Source organism: Neptuniibacter sp. (genome assembly GCF_024231755.1).
Classification (GTDB): Bacteria; Pseudomonadota; Gammaproteobacteria; order Pseudomonadales; family Balneatricaceae; genus Neptuniibacter.
Genome location: NZ_JAAEQH010000210.1, coordinates 49702 through 72214 on the forward strand (window position 1 = coordinate 49702; position 22513 = coordinate 72214).

Sequence of the window (22513 nt, forward strand, 5' to 3'; positions counted from 1 at the left end):
TATTCAGCAAATTAATTTTCCCTCAAGCCAAACACCAAACCGCCGATATAAAGGTTTACTGAACTAATAACCAAACATTTATGCCTGTGTATGGATTACAGAGCGTTGTCGTAATCAGTTATAGGGTGAAGTTATGGAAGTAAATGAAATAGCTGCAACAGCAAGTGTTGCCGCTGCTCAAAAAACAGAGACTAGCCATGCGGTTAAAACTGTTGAAATGGCTAATGATGAGATCAAAGAGACAGGTGAACAAGTATTGCACCTGCTCGAATCTGCCACTGAGCCGCGTAAACTTAGAGTAGGCGCAGTAACTACTCTCGGCTTAAATCTGGATGTTAAAGCCTGATTTAATCAGAACAAACGCCCCTGTGGCGCGGTCAGCTCCTCAAAACTCTCCCCTAGAAACTGCAAAATAGTGTCACACACTGGCTGGATCTGTTTTTCCAGATAATGCTGATAGTCCAGAGGGGAATTCAGACACTCAATAGGCTCCGGGCCATTAACCGTCATCTTGTACTCAATATAACTGCCTGAACGGTAAGGGCTTGGAATATTCTGCTGCTGATAATAATGTTCTGCTTTCAAACCCGCCTGCACATGAGGTGGACGATTCTTAACATACTGATCCAGATTCTGCCTGATACGTTTGCGATAGATCAGTTGATCATCCAGCTCTCCCTGCAATAGATCATTGGTAACTTGTTCGACTAAACCTCGCCATTCCTGGCCAAGAAAAATCTTTTCGTAGAGCTCCTCTTGGAGGTTTCGCGCCAGTGGTGTCCAGTCGGTTCTGACGTTTTCCAATCCTTTAAAAACCATAGAGACAACCCCATCCTTGTCTCGCTTGAGCCCGGCATAACGTTTCTTCGTCCCTTTCTCTGAATGACGCATGGTTGGCATCAGAAAACGGCTATAATGCGTTTCATATTCAATCTCAAGATTACTTTCCAATTGAAAGCGATCCTGCAAATTTTGAGTCCACCAGGAATTAAGGCACTCAGCTACCTGCTTTCCTTTTTCATTAGCTTTCTCTTCAGGAAAATCATCGCCCAACCAAACAAAAACCGAATCCGTATCACCGTAAATAACCTTAAAGCCGAACGTTTCTTCAATGCAATCACGGGTCTTAGTCAGGATTTCATGCCCTCTTAAGGTAATTGAGCTGGAGAGGCGTTGATCAAAGAAACGACAAACATTTGAACCTAGAACTCCATAATACGAGTTCATAATAATTTTTATCGCCTGGGAAAGAGCACTGTTATGCGACTGCTTTGCCTGATCCCTGGCCTGCCAAAGTGTTTCTATCAGTTCCGGCAGAATCGTTTTGCTTCGCGAAAAAATTGCATGATTAAATCCGGGGATTAGATCTTCTGGTTCAGCTCCTTCCTTTAAACCTTCAGCCATGCCATAGGGGTCAATTTTAAACGTGCGGATAATACTCGGATACAGGCTTTTGAAGTCCAGCACCAATACCTGTCTATATAAACCGGGTACTGAATCCATCACGTAACCACCCGGCGCACTTAAGCCAGAAACCCCTGATGCGTATTCCGGTGCCACATAACCCGCCCGATGAAGGTGCGGCAGATACTGGTTATCAAAAGCGGCTGCGGAACCTCCTACTTTATCAAGGGGTAGCCCGGTCAAACGTGCTCTCTCTACAAGATAGTTAATCAAATCGGCCTTAACGAAGATATCCCACACCAGCTTACAATCTTCCAGATTGTATTTGGCTAGAGCAGCTTTATCTTCACGGAAAAGCCGCTGAATCTCACCACCACGATCATCGACATGATCAATTAGCTTCCCCCGCTCCAGCATGTGCCTGGAAACATATTCAAGGGAGAAGCTTTCAAATTGGTAGGTTGCACCTTTTAGCGTATCGATACCATCTAACACCATTCGTCCCGACATTCGTACAAACAGTTTTCCCTGCCCAGACTGGTGCAACTGCATAGGCTGTTCATCCCTGCCTAGCAGTAATGGCACACGTAATGCCTCAGCTCGCTGTTGAAGTACCCGGAAATCAAATCCCACGACGTTCCAGCCGATAAAGATATCGGGATCGTATTCACGTACCACTTGAAGAAACACTTCCAGCAGAGTCCTTTCATTTTCTACATAGCGGATCTGATCGGTATCTACTCCCTGCCCCTGCATAATGACCAGCTGAAAATCATCAGCATAAAAAGCCGCTGATAGTATTTGGTCAGCACGCATTGTGGTTTCCAGGTCAATGGAAAGTATTCGGAATTGCGGATGGCTCATCGCAGATTTTAGCCTGACCTGCTGCCCCTGCCTGACAACCTCTACCCCACCCTGAATAAATCGTTCCATCAGATAGCGATCAGCATGACGGATATCCTCTTCCATCATTACTATGGAGTGAAGCTGTAAGATTTCCTGGATTTGGCGGTAGGTTTTAAGGCTACGACAATAGAGCGCAGAGACAGGCTTGTAATTAAGATCAGTAAGTTCCACATCAGCCAAGCGCCAGTCACGGAGATGGGCTAACACAGATCGAGCTTTATCAGCCTGTTCTTGAAGAATAAAAAGGACAACTTCCTGGTCCGCAATGGCGATCGGATAAACTGACTCACCACTACGAATCCAATAGGTCAGCTGCACACCATTTCGACTATCCTGTTGTTGTCGGGTCAGAACATAACCGATGGAATTAGCTGACATAGGGGCGGCCCCAGATAGTGTTTGGCATCAACCGAATGGTGCAACTATATCCAGATCCAACAACTCAGGAAATGCATTTCGCACCTGTGCTTCATACTCGCTATGGAACAGTAGTTTGAGGTTGGGTCCCGCATCCATAGTTAGATACACGGGTACTCCCAGTGCTCGCAACTCCCATACCCTATGCATAGCCGCTACAGATTCAGGTTGCCAGTAAAGTAACGGTGGCCATGAAGCGATCATTGTTGCATGCATGGAAAGTGCATTCTGCTCTGCGGTTTGTCCAAGTAACTCTAAATCACGATCCGCAATAGCTCGCTTGATAGTCGCCAGATCATTTGCTGCCTGTTGTGGCCACGATTGATATAGATCGGCCGATTCAACGGTACGCTGCATCCCGGAGCGGGAATCAACTTTCTTCGCTCCGGTTGCTACTTTCAACAAACCAATACGGAAGCCGGGCCAAGTGATATCCAGACGCTCAGCGCAGCTATCCATGCCATCATCACGCACACCTTTGTGCCACTCGACAAAACCCTGATAGATAGAACGAGAAGCACTGCCACTGCCCATCCGGGCAAAAGCGGACAGTTTATCGTCGCTCAGTCCAAGGTTATAAAAATCATTGATTGCCAGCGTAAGTGCTGCAAAACCAGAAGCAGACGAAGCAAGTCCAGCAGCGGTTGGAATGTTATTAATTGTTTTTACACAAACAGGCTGATTAAGCTCACCTCTGAACAGATTGATAAAAGCGATCACCTTGCGAGCGAAACTATTATCTTCAGCCTGTAATTCATGATTCAAGTAAACCTGATCAGCTCCAGTTTCTGATTCGGTTATTTCAGTACGGCTGCCCAGTTCTCCTAGAGAAATAGAGAGCGAACCATTAATTGGTAGATTGAGTTCCACATCACGTTTACCCCAATACTTACACAACGCAATGTTACTGGGAGCAAAAGCTTCGGCATGCGTGCCAGGTAAAGGTTGATCGGGCAGATAAGTGTTAATAACAGTCTGCTTAGTGATACTCAATGGTGACTCCTTGCTCAGATACGGCTACAGGTATCTGCTCATATGAAATAGATAACTCTGGATCGGCTCCTAAAGCCAACACACAATCCCCAAGACCGGAGCCTGAGATTTTGGCCCCTTGGATACGCTCACTTTCGCGCAAAGCATAAACGATTTCGCTGATAGATTTATCCGAGACACCTAGCGCGTCCATCAATCCCTGATAATTATTCATCAGGTTGCCAAGATTACCCCAATCTCCAGTTGAGACAGCTTGTTCAGCCTTATCGGTAACCAGCCCCATCAACTTGTAGATATCCCGGTACACATCGGGATTATTAGCGCAAAAGCCCTCGACGATCTTAAGCACATCCGGTGTTTTGGTTTTATAACCCGCATAATAGAGCGAGATCTCTGGTAAACCTGCAAGAGCCTTTATTTTACGAGGCTTCACCCGGTAAGAAACGGTCGAACCATAAATACTGGCAACTAGATCAGTCCCCGAACCTCTGCCATCTTGAACCTGATGGACGACTTTTAAAGCAAGATCAAACAGCTCATCCTTTTCCGTACTACCACCGGCATAAGCAGACAATGCAGCCACGACCCCTGCAGTTACTGCAGCTGAAGAACCTAGACCGACTGTATGCGAGAACTCTGAACTGATTTTTAGGGAGAAACCTGAAGGCAGCTCTTTTACCAAAAGTTCCACTGCAGCTAACACGAAGCTTAGTTTTGGTTCCTGTTGAAGATCAGTAAGCGATGCCTTGTACTGAGCTAAAGCGGAATCAATTAATATCTCATCGGATTCCAAAGGTATCAGCTCTATATGGATATATTTATCCACTGCACAAGCCAACGCTTTTTCTCCAAAAAGAACCGAGTGTTCTCCCATCAGCATGATACTGCCAGGTACTTTAACTTTAATCTTTTTCAAGACAAGCTCCATGATATGACGGTTTCAGCGGTTCGAGACAGATCTGTAAAGAACGAGATATATCATTCACATTAAGGTCAGGTAGATAAACCAATACTTGACCGCCGCTTTCTCCCTGAATAGAACCCGCGCCACAAATCTTAGCTGCGCCACCTAAACGTTCAATTTCGCGGATAACCTTCTCAACCGGTTTTGGTACTACGCCAATCTGTTCGAGCAACTGTGAATTACATCGGATCTGCTCCAGTATCCGAGATGGTTTTTTATCTTTTAGAGCCTTTTCAAACGTTTCTGTGACAACCTTAAACTTATCCCAGATATCAGAGGAAGCATGTTTCTGGCGAACTGCAGCAACCGTTTCACCTGTAGTTGAATCCGGCGTACCGCTACTCCAGGTATACCAGTTCTGATCCAGGTTGATGGGTAACGAACTAACATGTCCCCCTACCACTTTAATCACACCACCATAGGTAACCGCTGCAGCATCAATAGCACTACCCCGCCCATGCTGGAGACGTTCACAGTACCGAACTCTGGTAAACAGGTTATCAAGATCTGAATTAAAACTTGCCGAGCTCTCCCTTGCCGAACTCTCCGCTAATTTTGATAACGCGGCAATTACTGCTGCAGATGAACCCATACCTGAACCAGTAGGAATATCACTTTTTATATCAATTTGACCAGAACTCTTAAATCCTGACTGGGCGAGAGTATAGAAAAGTAGATCACCTGGTGAATCAAGTAGTTCAGAAATACTGATTTGATCAGAAATAAAACGTTGAAAACGCTGATCCAATAGCTCAACCAAGGACTGTAATTCAGATGTCTTAAGCTTGAATATGCCTAGACCGTATGAATGAATGGTGAGGCTATTGGTATCATGAGGAGTAAAAGCTGCCGTTACAGATTGCTCTACTGCAACAGCAATAGCAGGAGCCCCATAAACTACCGAGTGTTCCCCACTCAGTATGAGTTTACCAGGGGCCTTAGCCTTCATTAGCAGATGACATATTCCCGTTTATGACCACTGATTGCAGCCAGACGGAAACGTCCAGTGGTACCTGCAGGAATATCATGATGCTCACCATCCTTTGGATCAGGATAGCGATAGAGCTGGAGATATTCGTCGTAACTCACTTCCTGACGCGCATCGAGCATGCTCTTATGATTCAACGTATGCAGGCATTTTTCATAACCAGCTACAACGGTGCCAGAGAAAAACTCAGCCACACAACCAGAACCATAGCTGAAGAAACCCACTTTTTTACCTGCCAGATTCTGTTTACAGTTTTCCAGCAAAGAGGTCAGGCCTATATACATCGAAGCAGTGTAGCTGTTTCCGATGATACGGTTATAGTGCAACGTATCTTCAACCTGCTGTTCAACCTGTTCCAAGGTCAAACCAGCCTTGTTGATTTTGGCCAGATGCTTATGCGCTTTCTCAGCCATGCGACTGAATGGCAGATGATAGCAGAAATGAGAAAAATCATGGAACGCCAGGGCACTAACTTCAACGAAGTTTTCCCAGGTTTTCTTCAACGATTTCAGATAGATCTTAGTGGAATACTTGCCATCAACCAGCGCTGTTGAGCGGTAATTAGGACGCCAGAAATCCATTACATCTTCAGTGTAGTTACCCACTTCTGGATCAATCTCAATCAGGCGTGGGTTTGCCGAGATAAGCATGGCAACCGCACCACAACCCTGAGTTGCTTCACCCGATGTATCAAGGTCATAACGGGCGATATCAGAAGCGATCACAAGAACCTTCTTCTCAGGTTGGCGAGCTACTAATGCACAGGCCATCTGAATCGCTGCAGTCGCGCTGTAACAAGCCTGTTTCAGCTCTACAACACGGCAGTTTGCATTCAGACCAAGCAACCGATGAACATATACACCTGCGGCTTTAGATTGATCTACACCGGTTTCAGTAGCAAACATCAGTGTACTTACTGAGTCAGCACCTACACGTTCAATCAGAGGGTGAGCCGCATTAGCAGCCATTGTGACAACATCTTCATCAGGAGCAGCCATGGACATTTTTTCCTGGCCAATTCCCTGATAATACTTTTCTGATTCGATCTGCTGAACTTCTGCCAGAGTTCGCAAATCTAAAAAGTAATTGGAAGTATAGAAACTAATTTCGTCAATACCGACAGACATTATTGGGTCTCGATCCTAGCACTCATCTAATATCAGCGTCCGGTTATTAAATAATGAAGCGACATCCGGAGCGCCTAGCAGAAACATAGCTGTTCTGAATTCTGTTCTAATTTTTTCAATCTCTTCCACCACAGCATCAGCTGATTTCATCGCTGGTTTAAGCAGTGGAGCAGCCATGCCGCATAAAGAGGCGCCGAGTATAACAGATTTAACCATATCAATCCCATCTCTTAGTCCACCACTTGCAACTATTGTGGCACGACTATGGTAGGGGCTGGCTAATGTTAGAGCTCTAGGAGTTGGAATGCCCCAATCCTGGAACTTAAGGCCGATGTTATTCTGGTCTTTACGACGGTGATGCTCAATTCGACTCCACGAGGTGCCACCTGTACCTGCGACATCAAAACAGCTAACACCCGCTGCTAAGCCAAGCTCAATATCAGCTGGAGAGAGACCGCTGCCCACTTCCTTTAGCAAGACAGGAACATCCAGCTGTTTAACCAACTCAGCTATTGAATCCTTAAGATTGGAGAAATCAGTATCCCCTTCGGGCTGAACCGCCTCCTGAAGTGGATTTAGATGAAGATAGAGAGCGTCAGCTTTAAGACAATCAACCGCCTGCTGAGCTTGTTCAGCGGTAATACCATAATTCAGCTGTACGGCCCCTAGATTACCTATCAGCGGCACATCTGGAGCCAATTCTCGTAATTCAAAGCTGGAGCGTGCTTCTGGGGTGGTAAACATCACACGCTGCGAACCTACCGCCATGGCAACTTTTGTACGTTGTGCAGCTTCCGCCAGATTACGATTAATAGTTTTGATCAACTCATGATCCCCTCCGGTCATAGAAGAAATCAATAGCGGGAAACTCAGGTCATAACCAAGAAAACGAGAGGATGTATCAACATCGTTGAGCGATACTTCCGGCAAGGCACGATGCATCAGACGCATACGATCGAAATAATGGCCGCTACGGTCTGTATCAGGGTCATTTTCTATCGCTCGGATATGCTCCAATTTACGATCATTGGTTTGATCAGACATTATCGCTCCAACTTAAGATGAGCTTCCATCAACTCACCTGGGTTGGTTTGTGCAGCAATCAAAGACAGTTCTCCACACAAGACCGTTGCCGCACAAATGGCAGCAAGGCGACGCGCGTTCTCACCTGGCTCTCTGTCCTCTTTACAGCCTAGAGCTGCAAGATTCTCTTCTACAAAATCGATGCCTTTGCCATTACCCACAGAACCCATGATCAGGTTTGGTAGAGTACAGGAGAAATACAGATCACCATCACGTACCTCCGCGTGCACAATTCCCTGTGAACCCTCAATAATATTTGCGGCGTCCTGACCCGTGGCCAGATAAAAAGCCAGCAACATATTTGCATAATGGGCATTCGCGCTTCGCAGCCCACCCGCAATCATTGTTCCAATCAGGTTTTTTTTGATATTCAGATCAACCACTTTTTCAGGCGTGGTTTTAAGACGGCGCTCGCACAATTCACGTGATATCAGAATCTCACTGACAACATATTTACCACGACCAAGAATGCCATTTACAGCCGTCGCTTTTTTGTCTGAGCAGTAGTTTCCGGAGATGGATGAGTAACGAAGCTGAGGGTATTCAGTCAAAATCCACGGAATAATCTTATCTGCGGCATTGGTCACCATATTATGACCAGATGCATCACCCGTGGTGAATTCAAGTCGCAGATAGATCAAATTGGCCACAATCTGGCTGTTCAGGTCGATCAGTTTGGCAAAACGGCTCGTTTGCGCAACCACTTCATTCAGATCAGCCATACGACCCTTAATCGAATTCAGCGCCAGCATTGCCGCTTCAGCGTCATCAGCTTCTAGTAGAATCGAGCGACTCATTCGCTCATCAACCACAGTTGTTTTGATACCTTCAGTCAAGACAGAAACACGAGCACCACGTCCCACTGACGGCCATAAAGGCGTTTCGTAGGTCGCCAGAGGAACAGATATTTTTTCATCCAATACAGGACCGGTAATTTTAATCGGGCCAACATTCCGCATTGGGATAGGCGCTTGACTGATTTTATGTGCTTTCATTAAAAAATTTGCTGCAACGAAAAAGGGCTGCTTTACGCAACCCTTTGATAATATTTAAGTAGCTCAGGCTTATTTTAGCTAACCTGAGCGGCTTATTTCAATTACTCAAGTGCCTTTGTTTGCTTTGTCTTGAAGCTGAGCCTTATTCTTTTCCATAGCCGTTTCAGGATCCAGAATCACAACGTCTGTTGTAAAATTCTCCACGTCCCCTAAATTAGGCTCTGGCATTACTAACTCAAGCGCATCCAACAGTAAGCCCATACCATCTAGCATCCGGAAATGCGTTATTAGATGATCATGCTGGGTGTTAGAAAGATCAATTTTCGAAGAGAAAACCTCATTTTCTGTATCCAATAGATCCAGCAGTGAACGCTGCCCGATATTAAACTGTTTCTGATACGAATCACGAGTTGAGGTACTAGAAAGTACATGTTGCTCAAGGAATGGAACCTGACGCGTGAGAATCTGGTGAGCATTCCATGACAACTCAAGGCTTTGGATCACTTCGCGGCGTGTATTCTTATGAATGGAGCGTGCTTCTTCAATTTGATACTGAGTTTCACGTACACGGGCCTTATCGCCACCACCATTATAAAGGTTATAGCGCATACGAATCATCGCAGTTAGATCTTCGTTTGTGCCATTCACACCGTCTATATCATTGTTCCAAGTACGATCAATTTCCAGATCGACACGTGGGTAGTAATTTCTCTTAGCTGCATTGTATTGTGCAATCGCAGCCTCAGCATCAGCTACCGCTACCTGAAGAGTAGGATGGTTTTCAAAGGCTATTTTCTTAGCTGCTTCAAGAGACTCTGGAATCTCCTGATCAGCTTTATCTGCTAAGGCAGGGTATTCCAGGTCAGCTGGCGCCTTGGAACCAAGAACTCTGAAATAGTTAGCTTCAGCATCTAATAAGTTATTCTCTTCTGCGAGAACATTAACTTCGGCAAGCGCTAATCGACCTTCAGCCTGTTCGATGGAAGCCAGCGCTCCCAGACCTGATTCTGAACGACGTTTAATTTGATCGTAAATCTTTACGTGGTTGTAAAGGTTTTCTTTGGTCAGACGTAATAGCTCACGTCGGCGATTAACCTCAACGTAGGCACGTGAAGCTTCTAGAATAAAGTTTTCTGCTACATCTTCTAAGCGGCGGTCTGCGGAATTAGCACGGGCTTTGTGTCGCTCAACCTCACTGGAGGTCGCAAATCCGTCAAATAACATCTGACGCAAGCTCAAACGAGCTTCACCACGTGTTAATTCTACATCCCCATCATTAGCACGTGTTGTTGAGTTATTGGTCCACTCATACCCTATACCTGCTTCAACATCGATTTTCGGAAAATAGCCAGACTTCGCCTGGGCAATCTCCTGATAAATCGAGTTTCTCGCATTAACAGCTCTTGTGATTTCCGGGCTTTCTGATAGGCCCTCAGCAATTACTTCTTCTAAAGTAGCTGCCTGCATCGTTGTCGCTGTCATCCCTAAAATAACGCCAGCAATTACTGACCTGGACATAAAAACTCCACCTTCTATGTATCAAATAGTTCGTAGCCACTTTAACTTGCATTACTAAACAAACACTTAAGCCGTGACCGGTGTCTTACTTGCCATTAACACAAGAGAGATCCGATCTGACGCCCCTGTTTTCTGAAAAATAGAACTCAGATGGGCTTTTACTGTTCGTTCAGTTATATCAAGTTCGCGGGCAATATCCTTGTTACTAGCGCCTGTTACCAGGACAGCCAGTACATCTTGCTCACGACTGCTCAAGTCTTCAAAAATACTAATAGACTCTGCGGTGTCCACTTTACTATCTGTCACAGATGAACTACTTAACAATCTTCTAAGAAGCTTTTGCAGTAGTTCTGGCCCTGCCCAGATATCACCACGGAGTACAGTCTTCACTACTTCAGAAAGCAGTGAACCTGTCACATACGTGTTTGTATAACCATTTGCACCTAACTGAAGTACCTCTACACCTTCACTCTCATTCGGTGTATCAGTACACACAATTACAATGGCGCTAGGATTATGCGCTTTAAAACTGAATATTAGCTTACTATCGGCTGCATCAACAGAACTTATATGGACCAATAAGATTTCATTGCCGTCTTTCAGCTTAGTAGTTATATCGGCGGCCCTAATAACTTCAGGCTTCCAATCCACCAGTAATTTGTTCCAACGTTCCAAAACCTTTGGTCGGTTACCGACGAAAAACAGCTTCATAATTTCCCAACTTATCTTGCCTGATCATTGGCAAAAGCAACATCGTCATCGACATGTGCAAATTTTTTATTTTTCTTAATATAGAACAGCAAACCTCATGTTTTCTGTTCTATCTACACCAAAAGCTCACTAATAAAGCCTTACAAAGCGAGCGGATAATAATACATACTCTACCTGAATAGAATATAAACGACCTAACAATAAGTTACCATATTATGCATTACCGCTCGGTTAAGGCTTTATTTTTAGCTTTCAGAACCGGTTTTAACAGATAATCCATTACGGTTTTCTTACCCGTCAGAATATCAACACTCACGGTCATACCTGCGATTAAAGGGAGCTCTTTAGTAGCTGTTGCAATAAATGGCTGATTTGTCTCCAAACGAACCAAATAATAACTCTCACCTTCTTCATCCAGAATGGTACTGGGGCTGACAAATACAACCGCAGCATCAACGCCGCCATATATAGAAAAGTCATAGGCTGACACTTTAATTACCGCAGCCTGACCTGGGGATATATTCGCTATATCCGATGGACGAATTCTGGCTTCCACTAGAAGCTTATCTTCCCAAGGAATAATGTTCAGCAGCTCATCACCCGGTTGAACAACGCCTTCAACCGTATTAACCAACAACTGTTTTACTGTTCCCTTCACTGGCGCTTTCACCTCAGCGCGATCAATTCGATCATTCATACCGGTAAGGGCCTGATTCAAGCGAGAGATTTCTGCCACAACCTCGTTCAATTCGCGACGAGCTTCATTTCTAAACTGTAGCTCCGCCTCACCCAGCTTCTGCTTTGTCTCCTCCAAGGTGGATTCAATTCTGGGTATATTCAGACGAACCCCTGACAGCTCACCTTCCAGATCGTTAAGCTGTCGCTTAAGTCGCAAAAACTCTACTTCAGAAATAACCCCCTCTTTCAACAAAGGCCGAGTTATATCCAACTCACGCTTTAGCAATCCATAACTTCTACGTAACTGTTGCTCTTGAGACTTTGCAGCTTTCAGCTCTTGGCTACGTTGAGCCACTTGTTGCTCTAACCCTGCCAATCCAGCGTAAATTTCTGCCTTTCGAGTAGAAAAAAGAAACTTCTCTTGCTCTACCATCGAACTGTATTCTATCGGGAAATTCTTTGGCTCAGTGAACTCTATGTTGTCTGCTTCGGCTTTTAGACGAGCTGACTTTGCTGTCAACTCATACAAACGGACCTGGTTTTCTTTCAGAGAACTGGAGAAGCGAATATCATCTATTCGCAGTAATACCTGCCCTTTTTCTACTAGATCACCCTCTCTAACCAGAATTTCAGAAAGAGCACCACCTTCTAAGGTTTCTACAACCTGTAACTGGCTTGATGGGATGATTTCACCATCCCCACGGGTAATCTCATCCAGCTCTGCCCAACTGGCCCAAAAGATGGCAATAGCAACAAACAAAGCTACTACCCAGAGTAACGTTCTTGCACCAGCGGGGGTCTGCTCAGCCAATGCCTCACTGACACTACTCATGTACTGAAGATCTTTTTGGTTACCACTCATCACGTCTTACCTTTGCACCTGAAGGCGCCCTTGTTTCAAGGCATCCAATACTGATTCTTTAGGCCCGTCGGCTACAACGCGTCCTGCATCCATTACAATAATTCTATCCACAAGGGATAGCAGTGACATTTTGTGAGTAACTACCAACATCGTTTTTTCCTGAGAGTACTCTGTGAGCATTTTCTTGATCTGCTCTTCTGATGAGTTATCCATTGACGCGGTTGGTTCATCAAGGATGAGAATATTGGGATCATGAATTAATGATCTGGCAACTGCTACCGCTTGGCGCTGCCCTCCGGATAAGCCTGCACCACGCTCGCCCACCTGCATATCAAACCCCTGCGGGTGTCGATTCACCATATCTGAAACACCTGTCAGCTTCGCCACAGCAACCAATTGGGCGTCTTCTGTTTGTGGAGCTCCGATAACGATATTGTCCCTGACACTGCCAGCGAACAGCATAATATCCTGAGGCATGTAACCAAAATTACGCCGCAGATCGACCGGATCAATCTGATTAATATCAATCCCATCAATCCTTACTGAACCTTCGCTTGCCTCATACAATCCGAGTACTAGCTTTTCTACAGTAGACTTACCAGAGCCAATACGACCGATTAAAGCCACTTTTTCTCCAGGTTTAACTGAAAAAGAAACACGATCTAATGCTCTCTGTTCCTGCCCCGGATAAGCAAAACTAACATTCTGAAACTCAATAGCTCCTTCTAGCTCATTGCGGTGAACAAACTGCTGTCCATCACTTCTCTCAGATGGCAGATCCATTATCTCGTTCAAACCTTTCAGCGCAGTTGAGGCCTGATGATAACTAATCACCAAATTGGCCACCTGGGCCATTGGAGCAATAGCTCTGCCTGACAGCATGACACAAGCAACCAGCGCCCCCATCGTCAGCTCCCGCTCACTGATCAGGTAAACACCTATGATGATAATACCGACGGACGTGAGTTGCTGAGCGAAGGAAGCGAAGTTTACTACCGAGGATGAAAGCATTCTGGATTTCAAACTCCACTTAGCGATATAACCTACCGCCTGTTCCCAGCCCAACTGCAGTGATGAAGTTGCACGCTGAGTTTTAACTGTTTCCATCGCAGTTAAACTTTCAATCAATGTAGAGTTTTTCTGTGCATTGGAGGCGAACGTCTTTTCGACCGCCTCTTTCAAATAAGGCCTTACTGCAAACGAAAACAGAATGATCAACGGGATCATCACTAAAGGAGGAATAACAAGAGGGCCTCCAATAAAACCTATAACCACCAGGAACAGGATCGCAAACGGAAGATCAATGATAATGGTATTGGTAGAGGAACTGAGGAAGCTTTTTATACTATCGAACTCTCTGAGGTTACTGGCGAAAGAGCCTACAGAGGGAGGCAGAGAACTGTATTTGAGTGACAATACTTTTTCGAACAACAAAGATGAGAGGATTATATCTCCTTTCTTTCCCGCCACCTCGATAAAATACGAGCGCAACATTTTGAGCCCGAAATCAAACAGATATACGACAAATACACCGATCGCTAGAACCCACAACGTCTCAATCGCATTATTTGGAACAACGCGATCATAAACATTCATCACAAACAGCGGATTCGCCAATACAAATAAGTTGATAAGAAAAGAAGCTACCAGGACATCACGATAGATAGCCGTAGAACGTTTTATCGTACCCCAAAACCAATGCCCCTTATGCCCTTCAAGCAGCTTGGAAACCTGCTGCTGAAACCGATACTCCAATCTGACAAAGATTGCATAGCCGGTATAAGATTCTTGTAGTAACTCCAGAGAAACGGAGTGCTCACCACCGCTTTCAGGCTGAATAATTACCGCAGTCCCGTCCTCATCAACTCTCTGTAGAATACAGGCTTTATCACCCTCCAGAAGCAAAACTGCTGGAAGAACCAGAGGTGAAATATCATTCAGTTTTCGAGGTAAGACCTGAGCTGCAAATCCAGCCCTTTTAGCTGCCCGAATAAACAACTTAGGGGTAAGCCTATTATTCTCCAGTGGCAAACCATCGCATAACACTTCCGGAGAAAATGGTTTATGATTTTGCTTAGTCAAATGTACTAAACATCCCAAAAGGGGATCTTGAACAGCTTCCATTAATCTTGACCTTAGCCCTCCTGGGGCGACATACTTGAATAAACCTAGCCTGTGCAGGCTTAATACAAACTGGAACAATGTAGCAAATCAATATGTTATACGCCATACGTAATGATGCAGGACGCATTATCAGCCTATCAGAAACCCCTAAACCTGGTGCTGAAGCGGTTGATATCAAAAACAGAGAAGTTCTGGAATTTCTGTCCATCAATGATGAAGAGTTCTCCGCAGAAAAGTTTCTGGAACAATCAGATACCGGCGTATCACGTATTTTTGAAGACTTGGTAGATGTGTTGGTGGGGAAAAATCTGATCATGTTCACCGATCTACCTGCAGCAGCTCAGAAAAAGCTGCTAAGTCGTAAACTGGCGCGAAACATGAACCGTTCAGGTGAAGAGGTAGAGGTCAAAACCTCATCATCATTCCTTATAGAAGATGATGATACGCTATAGGCTGGTGTTATAGCTCTTGGCTTAGAAGATCATCCCCTTCAGAAGAATCTTCACTTTTCAGAAGTTTAATCTGCTCGCTATACCTTAGTGATAAAGCAGAAAAGCGTGTTTGTTGTTTTATTGGAAGAGAAGCATAGCTAATCGTTGATAGGACATCTTGAACGGAGAGTAGAATCCAAAGAGCATTTTCTCCTCGCTTAGCTTTTTCAATACCTGCCTGAACCAGATTAAGCGCAATACCTGTATGACTTGGTAGAAGCTCATGGGCACGACCAAATAGCTGAAAAGCCTTATCCAAATCGCCGTTTCGAAAGCTTGTCATCGCAGTGTAATTCGCTTTTCCCCAGTCAGTATCTACAATTTTCCGGCTGAGATCTTTCCGCTTGAGAATAACCTCACTTTCCACTGCACTATTGCTAGAGGCTTCAAGCATTACGTCCAACCACTTACACTGAATATCCTCCTCCATACGCAAAAAGAAATTCCATGTTTGCTGCAGCATCTGCTCCAGCCTCTCTTGCATGCTACCTTGCCTATACAGATCGCAGTTGATCAATTTGGCCCTGAACATAACCTCCTGATCCTCAGGATGATCAAGAACCACATCTTCTAGCACCCTTATAACTTCTTGCTCAATTTGAGAGACTTTATTGCTGTTAGCCTGAATTAAAGCTCTGACCAGACCAAAATAATTCGCCGGATCCTGAAAAGCAGAATATCTGGCGTACCGAATCGCCCGCTGAAATGCATCTTTAGCAATATCCCATTCTTCTGTTTGGCAAGCCAGATTACCTAGCTCACTTTGTAGTAGGGGTACTGTGGGCTGAATCATCACGGCCTTACGCATCAAGGTAACTGCACGCTCAAATTCTGCTTTTGCTCGATAAGCGCGGGATAACCAGGCATAGGCTTCAACACATACATGCTGTTGATCGACTACGAGATTCAGGCTTGCCAGAGCCGCATCATATTCACCAAGATTAAAATTGGAAACGCCCTTGCCAACCTCTGCCCAAGGCAAGTCTCGCTGCTGAGTCAGATTGACAAAAAGATCACGCGCCTGGCTATAACGCCTCATGCGAAGAAGTGCTATGCCTCGAATACGCTGCAGGAAGATATTCAACCCGGGATAATGATCAGCTAGCTGCTTACTTTTTTCGACAACCTCTTCGTAATCCTCATCATCCAATAGCTGCTCTATAGGCTTGATGGTTTCCTTGATACGAAGCTGCTTCTCTATACGAAAGCGAAGTTTGTTGGAGTCGTATGGCTTGGAAACGTATGTATCCGGCGAATTTTCTAAAGAACCAAACAATAGCTCTGACGTTTCCGGATCTACAACAAGAAAATAGGCACTGGAGGACCCAAAGGAGTGCTCAATATTGGCTTCTTGCAGTAATTGCAGCCCATTTTTTTCTCCTTTGCCCATATCATAAGCGGCAAAGCAGAGATCATAGGTAAACTCTCGCATCAGGCTCAGGGCCATATTAACCGACGAAGCAACCTGAACTTGTCCCACGCCTAACCTACTCAGGATTTGCCGTAACGCCCCAAGGTCATCAAGCTGGCTATCTACTATAAGAGCCGACTTTCCTGCGTAGTTAATTTCCATAGACACTGCACTAATAAGATAACGGCAAAAGTAGCATATAAATCAGGCCATTATCAAAGTTTAGGCCAAGCTTAGGGCAATAAAAAACCCCATAGGGTCACTATGGGGTTTTTTTAGCAAAAACTGTGGATTAATCGTCCAGCAGATTACGTCCTTTACCTGCAGCAATACGCATACGTAGAGCATTCAGTTTAATGAAACCTGCTGCGTCTTTCTGATCGTAAGAACCAGCATCATCTTCAAAGGTCGCGATGTTCTCGTCAAACAGGCTATCGTCAGAACGACGACCAACAACTACAACATTACCTTTGTACAGTTTCAGACGTACATCACCATTAACAACCTGCTGAGATTCGTCAATCATCTTCTGCAGCATCTTGCGCTCTTCAGACCACCAGAAGCCATTGTAGATAACTTTCGCATAGCGAGGCATCAGTTCATCTTTCAGGTGAGCAGCTTCGCGATCCAGTGTAATGGATTCAATTGCACGATGTGCTTTAAGCATAATAGTGCCGCCCGGTGTTTCGTAACAACCACGGGACTTCATGCCTACAAAGCGGTTTTCAACAATATCCAGACGACCGATACCGTTTTCACCACCTACTTTGTTCAAGTATTCAAGAACAGTAGCTGGGCTCATTTTTTCACCGTTGATTGCAACGATGTCACCCTTCTCGTAAGTCAGTTCCAGATAAGTGGCTTCATCTGGAGCCTGTTCTGGAGAAACTGACCAGCGCCACATATCTTCTTCAGCTTCCTGCCATGGATCTTCCAGAATGTCGCCTTCATAAGAGATATGAAGCAGGTTGGCATCCATAGAGTAAGGAGACTTTTTCTTATTACTGGAGAAATCAACCGGAATATTATGGTCTTCACAGTACTTCATTAGCGTTTCACGGGACGTCAGATCCCACTCACGCCACGGCGCGATTACGTGAACGCCTGGCTTAAGCGCATAAGCACCCAGTTCAAAACGAACCTGATCATTACCTTTACCCGTAGCACCGTGAGAAATAGCATCTGCACCAGTTTCGTTAGCAATCTCAATCAGACGCTTAGCAATAAGAGGACGGGCAATAGATGTACCCAGCAGGTACTCGCCTTCATAGATAGTGTTTGCTCGGAACATTGGGAATACGAAATCACGAACAAACTCTTCACGCAGATCTTCAATGTAGATCTCTTTTACGCCCAACGCTTCAGCTTTAGCGCGAGCAGGCTCTACTTCTTCACCTTGACCTAAGTCAGCAGTAAAGGTCACAACTTCTGCGTTGTATTCATCTTGCAACCAGCGAACGATAACGGATGTATCCAACCCACCGGAATAGGCCAGAACGACCTTTTTGATCTCGGACATTCTCAAGCTCCAACTTGCGAACAAACGGTCAGGATTGACCGAATAGGAATTCAAAATTAAGCGCGAGATTATAGCAGAATCAGGGACTAGGTTTAAACCTGTCCCTCGGCGAAAAATCGGGTAGATATTTTTTATATCGCCTGAGGAACCTACAAATTAGTCCTTGCTAACCTCTGGCTTTCAATTTGATGTGTAATCAAGGTAACGCTTTGCGTAATGACTGGACCCCACAAAAAAACAAAAACTAAGAGTACGCCTCAAACTGAAAGCATTAAGGCAGGATGGTGAAGATGTCTAGCCTGGTGATAGTGGAATTTACGGGTAGAAAATGAGTGTTAAAAAACATGTAAAACTTGAGTACTATCTGATGCTCAATCTAATAAAGACGATACCGCTATGTTTAAAAAGTTAATCTCAACATTACTGCTGGTTTCAGCATTGGTTTCATCTGCTTTTGCAGAAGAGAGTCGACCTCAGGTCATCATGCACACCAACCTAGGTGAAATAAAACTGGAACTATTTCAGGAAGAGTCACCTGTAACGGTCAAGAACTTCCTCAGTTATGTAGACAGCGGTTTCTATGAAGGTACTATTTTCCACCGCACTATCGCCGGTTTTATGATCCAAGGTGGCGGTTTCACTAAAAACATGGAACAGAAAGACACTCAGGCTCCTATTAAGAACGAGTCAAATAATGGCCTAAGTAACTTAGTGGGCACCATTGCTATGGCTCGAACAAGACACCCACATAGCGCAACAACTCAGTTCTTTATCAACACAGTTAATAACCGCAACCTTGATGCCAGAGGAAGCCGACCTGGATATGCAGTTTTTGGGCGAGTACTTGAGGGAGCAGACCTGGTATTGCAGATTAGCCGCACACCAACGACAGCAAAAAACGGTCACCAGAATGTACCCAAACAGCCGATCATTATCGAGAAGGTGAGTAGGGTTACTCCAAAAAGCTAATTACAGTTTCAGCATCCGCAGTCTATTTGCGTTGCTAACAACAGTGACTGATGACATGGCCATTGCTGCTCCAGCGATGGCTGGATTCAGCAACAGGCCCGATATAGGAAATAACACCCCTGCTGCTACAGGAATCGCCACCGCGTTGTAGATAAAGGCACCAAACAGGTTCTGCTTGATATTAGTTACCGTTGCTTTCGACATACGAATAGCCTTATACACTCCGCGCAGTGAACCAGACATTAAAGTTACATCTGAGCTGGAAATTGCCACATCTGAACCTGCACCAATCGCATAACCTATATCCGCCTGCGCTAAGGCAGGAGCATCATTAACACCGTCCCCTACCATCGCAACACATTCACCTCGCTGCTGTAGCTGCCGGATATGATCCTGTTTCTGGTCTGGCTTAACTTCGGCAATCACGTCCGTAATGCCGACTTGCCGTGCTATTGCATCAGCAGTTCTTTGGTTATCGCCTGATAATAAAACAACCTTAAAACCAGAATCCTGAAGTTCCTCAATAGCCTCTGACGAATCCTGTTTTACCGGATCAGCAATAGCAAACAGCGCAACCAATTTTTTATTGAGGGCAACATAGGCCAGAGATTTAGCCTGCTCACTCCAATTAACCGCCAGATCATCAGATTCAGCTAATAAAACAGCTTCCGACTCCATCAGGGCAGCATTACCGACCAGTATCTCACCTTGAGCTGTTCCAGCTCGTATACCGGCTCCAGCTAAACTCTCAAAATCAGTTATGGCCTGATTCTCAGTTCCACCATTACAGAACACTTTTATAGCTTGGGCTAAAGGATGCTCAGAGTGAGACTCAACAGCAGCAATGACTGAAGGAAGCCAAGGCTCATCACTGAAATATTTAACATCGGTTACGACAGGCTTACCCTGAGTAACGGTACCCGTTTTATCGAGTACTACCGTGGTTAAGGATTGAGCCAGCTGCAACGCATCCGCATTGCGAATCAAAATACCGTTACTGGCAGCTTTGCCTACAGCAACCATTACAGACATGGGTGTAGCCAGGCCCAAAGCACATGGACAGGCGATAATAAGTACAGTCATCATCGTAACAACGGCATAGGTGACGCTTGGTTCAGGCCCCGCTGATATCCAGATAAAACCCGTTAACAATGCAATAAAAATGACCACAGGAACAAATACCGCCGCAATTTTATCCGCCAGTTTGCCCAGTTCAGGTTTACTGTTCTGTGCATCACGAACTGCTTCAATTATTTGCGCTAATACTGTCTGAGCACCAATCTGCTCAACCTGAATCAAGATACTGCCTGAACCATTCAGGGTCCCACCAACAACACTTTCTCCCTCGATCTTATGTACTGGGAGAGATTCTCCGGTAAGCATGGATTCATCGATATGGGTTTCGCCGGTTATCACAACACCATCGACAGGAATACTCTCTCCGGGGCGAACACGTACTTGATCTCCCGGTGCCAGCAGTGAAACTGAGACTTCTTTCTCAACACCATTACGGATGCGCAGTGCTGTAGCTGGCTGAAGCTTGAGTAAACTGCGAACAGCTTCCCCGGTTTTCTTTCTTGCTCTTGCTTCCAGTGCCTGACCCAACAGAATAAACCCAACAATCATCACTGAAGCTTCGTAATAGAGATGTCTGGCAGGCTCAGGAAGATCTACTCCCAAAGAAGCAACAATAAGCAATCCCGTTGAATAAACCCACGCAGCCCCCGTTCCTAAAGCTATTAGGGTATCCATATTGAAATTGAGATTACGAGTGGAACTCAATGCTCCCCGATAGATATGTCCGGCACAGTAGATCATAACCAATAACGTCAGCAATCCTGTACCTGCCCCACTGGCAATACCAGATGTCTGCGTAATATCTGGCATATAGCCCAACCAACCCTGCACCATCAACAAGGCTCCTAGTGCCAGGGCAACAAAGCTTTTGTTCAGAGTATTCTGATAATGTTGATGCTCGGCCTTTTCTATCTGCTCAAGATCATCTTCACCCCTGATCTCCGTTGCTCCATATCCTGCGACTTCAATAGCAGAGATAACAGCCTCTACTGGCTGTTCAGAATCAACCGTCAGACTTCTATCGGCAAAATTAACAGAGAAATCATTAACAACATCAGAACTATCCAATCCTCGCTCCAGAGAACGGACACAACCTGCACATTTCACGCCTTGTAGGGATAAACGATAAAGCATGGGAAAGATTCACTATCACTGTTAGAACATTAGATAATGAAAGAATAAACCCTAAAGTAAACTTTAGGGTCAATAAATTTAGATAAAGAAAGCTAAATAAAGAGGTTTAGCGGCGTTTTTCCAACGCAACATAACTTCCACTGAGGCGAAGTGCTGTTTTACCGTCCTGCTCAATCTCGATCACCAGATCCATTCTGGCACGCCCCTTCTCAGACATTTTCTGATCAAAGACAGTCAAAGTCGGCTCATCAGGCAGTGAAGTAACAGCGGAAAAATCGGAAGTCACAGGCAGGAAATATTCAAGATGGCTGTCGCGAATCACCACATCATCATCTCTTCCCTGCTCTCTCAGATATAGGGTGATAATACTCCAGCCACAGAGCGTAGCTACGGTCGCTAGTGAACCACCAAAGCCAGTACCTTTATCGTTAACATTTGGCTCGAGCTCGGCGCCCATCTGCAAAGTTTTACCGTCCCATTGTAACGGGGTAAAACCCATATGGTTGATCAAGGGAATCTGCCCTCTCAACCATTCCAGAAATTCCTGGCTAACCTTTTCCTTGCTCACTTTTAGCTTCCTGACCATTCGGAAACATAGCTGGACAGGTCATGGGATGGCACCTTGCGCCGTTTAGTCGCTGTTCCCAGATAGATATAACCAACGATACTTTCACTCTCAGCTACACCTAAACCTTCCCGGACAACCGGATGATATGCCATATCACCAGTACGCCACATTGCTCCAAGTCCAAGTGCATGGGCAGCAAGAATAATATTATGAGCAGCACAACCAGCAGAGATTTCTTGTTCTATTACAGGCACTTTAGGGTGATCCTTAGCAGCAGCAATAACCACAATCACAGCAGGGGCCCTGAGTGGCATATTCTTAAACTTTTCCTGCCGCTCAACTGATAGTTCCGGGTTATCCTGTAAACCGGCTTGCAAATAAAGCTCTCCAAGACGAGAGCGATTATCACCCTGTACCGTTAGGAAACGCCAAGGGCGGATAGCACCGTGATCGGGCGCTCTAACTGCAGCCGTAAAGATACTCTCCAACTGTTCTTCTGACGGGCCAGGTTCCTGTAAAACAGGACAGGAAACACGGTTGTGCAGGAGTTCAATAGCGTCCATCTGGGATCCTC

19 protein-coding genes are annotated in these 22513 nt (G+C 45.2%); 3 read left to right on the plus strand and 16 right to left on the minus strand.

The features are described from left to right. The first annotated feature begins 133 nt into the window (after positions 1 to 133). Positions 134 to 346: a hypothetical protein gene (locus GY843_RS10795; protein ID WP_297309410.1), complete on the plus strand. Its 213-nt coding sequence runs from the start codon at positions 134 to 136 to the stop codon at positions 344 to 346. 5 nt (positions 347 to 351) lie between these two features. Here GY843_RS10795 and GY843_RS10800 read toward each other — a convergent pair whose 3' ends face one another. The 11 genes from GY843_RS10800 to GY843_RS10850 all read right to left on the minus strand — a co-directional run bounded on the left by GY843_RS10800 (position 352) and on the right by GY843_RS10850 (position 14770). Continuing rightward, a complete protein-coding gene (locus GY843_RS10800; protein WP_297309412.1) occupies positions 352 to 2688 on the minus strand; it encodes a DNA polymerase II in 2337 nt (778 codons plus the stop codon). A 27-nt stretch (positions 2689 to 2715) separates the two neighbouring features. Then, positions 2716 to 3720: a diphosphomevalonate decarboxylase gene (mvaD, locus tag GY843_RS10805; protein WP_297309414.1), complete on the minus strand. Its 1005-nt coding sequence runs from the start codon at positions 3718 to 3720 to the stop codon at positions 2716 to 2718. Next, a complete protein-coding gene (gene mvk, locus GY843_RS10810; protein WP_297309415.1) occupies positions 3707 to 4636 on the minus strand; it encodes a mevalonate kinase in 930 nt (309 codons plus the stop codon). The genes mvaD and mvk overlap by 14 nt, the downstream gene beginning before the upstream one ends. Beyond that, the gene (locus tag GY843_RS10815; protein WP_297309417.1) at positions 4623 to 5633 is read right to left on the minus strand and encodes a mevalonate kinase; all 1011 of its coding nucleotides are present in this window, start codon (positions 5631 to 5633) and stop codon (positions 4623 to 4625) included. Before GY843_RS10815 ends, mvk begins: the two co-directional genes overlap by 14 nt. Further along, a complete protein-coding gene (locus GY843_RS10820; protein WP_297309419.1) occupies positions 5633 to 6799 on the minus strand; it encodes a hydroxymethylglutaryl-CoA synthase in 1167 nt (388 codons plus the stop codon). The genes GY843_RS10815 and GY843_RS10820 overlap by 1 nt, the downstream gene beginning before the upstream one ends. Before the next feature lie 15 nt (positions 6800 to 6814). After that, positions 6815 to 7843 carry a type 2 isopentenyl-diphosphate Delta-isomerase gene (fni, locus tag GY843_RS10825; RefSeq protein ID WP_297309421.1) on the minus strand — a complete coding sequence of 343 codons (1029 nt, stop codon included), beginning with the start codon at positions 7841 to 7843 and terminating at the stop codon, positions 6815 to 6817. Continuing rightward, positions 7843 to 8877 carry a hydroxymethylglutaryl-CoA reductase gene (locus GY843_RS10830; protein WP_297309423.1) on the minus strand — a complete coding sequence of 345 codons (1035 nt, stop codon included), beginning with the start codon at positions 8875 to 8877 and terminating at the stop codon, positions 7843 to 7845. The genes fni and GY843_RS10830 overlap by 1 nt, the downstream gene beginning before the upstream one ends. Before the next feature lie 105 nt (positions 8878 to 8982). Further along, entirely contained in the window at positions 8983 to 10395 is a 1413-nt protein-coding gene (locus tag GY843_RS10835; protein ID WP_297309425.1) for a TolC family outer membrane protein, read from the minus strand. 66 nt (positions 10396 to 10461) lie between these two features. After that, positions 10462 to 11106, minus strand: a complete 645-nt coding sequence (locus GY843_RS10840) for a helix-turn-helix transcriptional regulator (RefSeq protein WP_297309428.1) — start codon at positions 11104 to 11106, stop codon at positions 10462 to 10464. Positions 11107 to 11326: 220 nt separating this feature from the next. After that, positions 11327 to 12646, minus strand: a complete 1320-nt coding sequence (locus tag GY843_RS10845; RefSeq protein ID WP_297309430.1) for an HlyD family type I secretion periplasmic adaptor subunit — start codon at positions 12644 to 12646, stop codon at positions 11327 to 11329. A gap of 6 nt (positions 12647 to 12652) precedes the next feature. Continuing rightward, positions 12653 to 14770 carry a type I secretion system permease/ATPase gene (locus GY843_RS10850; RefSeq protein ID WP_297309432.1) on the minus strand — a complete coding sequence of 706 codons (2118 nt, stop codon included), beginning with the start codon at positions 14768 to 14770 and terminating at the stop codon, positions 12653 to 12655. Positions 14771 to 14862: 92 nt separating this feature from the next. On the opposite strand from GY843_RS10850, the gene GY843_RS10855 reads away from it, so the two are divergent. Further along, positions 14863 to 15222: a hypothetical protein gene (locus GY843_RS10855; protein ID WP_297309434.1), complete on the plus strand. Its 360-nt coding sequence runs from the start codon at positions 14863 to 14865 to the stop codon at positions 15220 to 15222. A 7-nt stretch (positions 15223 to 15229) separates the two neighbouring features. Here GY843_RS10855 and GY843_RS10860 read toward each other — a convergent pair whose 3' ends face one another. Continuing rightward, positions 15230 to 16834, minus strand: a complete 1605-nt coding sequence (locus tag GY843_RS10860) for a hypothetical protein (RefSeq protein WP_297309436.1) — start codon at positions 16832 to 16834, stop codon at positions 15230 to 15232. 130 nt (positions 16835 to 16964) lie between these two features. Further along, a complete protein-coding gene (locus tag GY843_RS10865) occupies positions 16965 to 18197 on the minus strand; it encodes an argininosuccinate synthase (protein ID WP_367183833.1) in 1233 nt (410 codons plus the stop codon). A gap of 390 nt (positions 18198 to 18587) precedes the next feature. Here GY843_RS10865 and GY843_RS10870 point away from each other — a divergent pair, with 390 nt between their 5' ends. Further along, on the plus strand, positions 18588 to 19160 hold the full coding sequence (locus GY843_RS10870) for a peptidylprolyl isomerase (protein ID WP_297309440.1): 573 nt from the start codon (positions 18588 to 18590) through the stop codon (positions 19158 to 19160). Here the strand turns inward: GY843_RS10870 and GY843_RS10875 are convergent, their stop codons facing one another. The 3 genes from GY843_RS10875 to GY843_RS10885 all read right to left on the minus strand — a co-directional run bounded on the left by GY843_RS10875 (position 19161) and on the right by GY843_RS10885 (position 22502). Beyond that, positions 19161 to 21371, minus strand: coding sequence for a heavy metal translocating P-type ATPase (locus tag GY843_RS10875; RefSeq protein WP_297309442.1), 2211 nt, complete (start codon positions 21369 to 21371; stop codon positions 19161 to 19163). Between the two features lie 106 nt (positions 21372 to 21477). Beyond that, positions 21478 to 21939, minus strand: a complete 462-nt coding sequence (locus tag GY843_RS10880) for a YiiD C-terminal domain-containing protein (protein ID WP_297309443.1) — start codon at positions 21937 to 21939, stop codon at positions 21478 to 21480. A gap of 2 nt (positions 21940 to 21941) precedes the next feature. Next, a complete protein-coding gene (locus tag GY843_RS10885; protein WP_297309444.1) occupies positions 21942 to 22502 on the minus strand; it encodes a nitroreductase in 561 nt (186 codons plus the stop codon). Between the last annotated feature and the right edge of the window lie 11 nt (positions 22503 to 22513).

What these genes read in the sequence shown, in the direction of transcription:
- GY843_RS10820 (WP_297309419.1), bottom strand. Translation starts at nt 6,799, where the DNA reads ATGTCTGTCGGTATTGACGAAATTAGTTTCTATACTTCCAATTACTTT.
- GY843_RS10845 (WP_297309430.1), bottom strand. Translation starts at nt 12,646, where the DNA reads ATGAGTGGTAACCAAAAAGATCTTCAGTACATGAGTAGTGTCAGTGAG.
- GY843_RS10815 (WP_297309417.1), bottom strand. Translation starts at nt 5,633, where the DNA reads ATGAAGGCTAAGGCCCCTGGTAAACTCATACTGAGTGGGGAACACTCG.
- GY843_RS10870 (WP_297309440.1), top strand. Translation starts at nt 18,588, where the DNA reads ATGTTTAAAAAGTTAATCTCAACATTACTGCTGGTTTCAGCATTGGTT.
- GY843_RS10850 (WP_297309432.1), bottom strand. Translation starts at nt 14,770, where the DNA reads ATGGAAGCTGTTCAAGATCCCCTTTTGGGATGTTTAGTACATTTGACT.
- GY843_RS10830 (WP_297309423.1), bottom strand. Translation starts at nt 8,877, where the DNA reads ATGAAAGCACATAAAATCAGTCAAGCGCCTATCCCAATGCGGAATGTT.
- GY843_RS10840 (WP_297309428.1), bottom strand. Translation starts at nt 11,106, where the DNA reads ATGAAGCTGTTTTTCGTCGGTAACCGACCAAAGGTTTTGGAACGTTGG.
- GY843_RS10835 (WP_297309425.1), bottom strand. Translation starts at nt 10,395, where the DNA reads ATGTCCAGGTCAGTAATTGCTGGCGTTATTTTAGGGATGACAGCGACA.
- GY843_RS10855 (WP_297309434.1), top strand. Translation starts at nt 14,863, where the DNA reads ATGTTATACGCCATACGTAATGATGCAGGACGCATTATCAGCCTATCA.
- GY843_RS10800 (WP_297309412.1), bottom strand. Translation starts at nt 2,688, where the DNA reads ATGTCAGCTAATTCCATCGGTTATGTTCTGACCCGACAACAACAGGAT.
- fni (WP_297309421.1), bottom strand. Translation starts at nt 7,843, where the DNA reads ATGTCTGATCAAACCAATGATCGTAAATTGGAGCATATCCGAGCGATA.
- GY843_RS10875 (WP_297309442.1), bottom strand. Translation starts at nt 21,371, where the DNA reads ATGCTTTATCGTTTATCCCTACAAGGCGTGAAATGTGCAGGTTGTGTC.
- GY843_RS10860 (WP_297309436.1), bottom strand. Translation starts at nt 16,834, where the DNA reads ATGGAAATTAACTACGCAGGAAAGTCGGCTCTTATAGTAGATAGCCAG.
- GY843_RS10795 (WP_297309410.1), top strand. Translation starts at nt 134, where the DNA reads ATGGAAGTAAATGAAATAGCTGCAACAGCAAGTGTTGCCGCTGCTCAA.
- GY843_RS10885 (WP_297309444.1), bottom strand. Translation starts at nt 22,502, where the DNA reads ATGGACGCTATTGAACTCCTGCACAACCGTGTTTCCTGTCCTGTTTTA.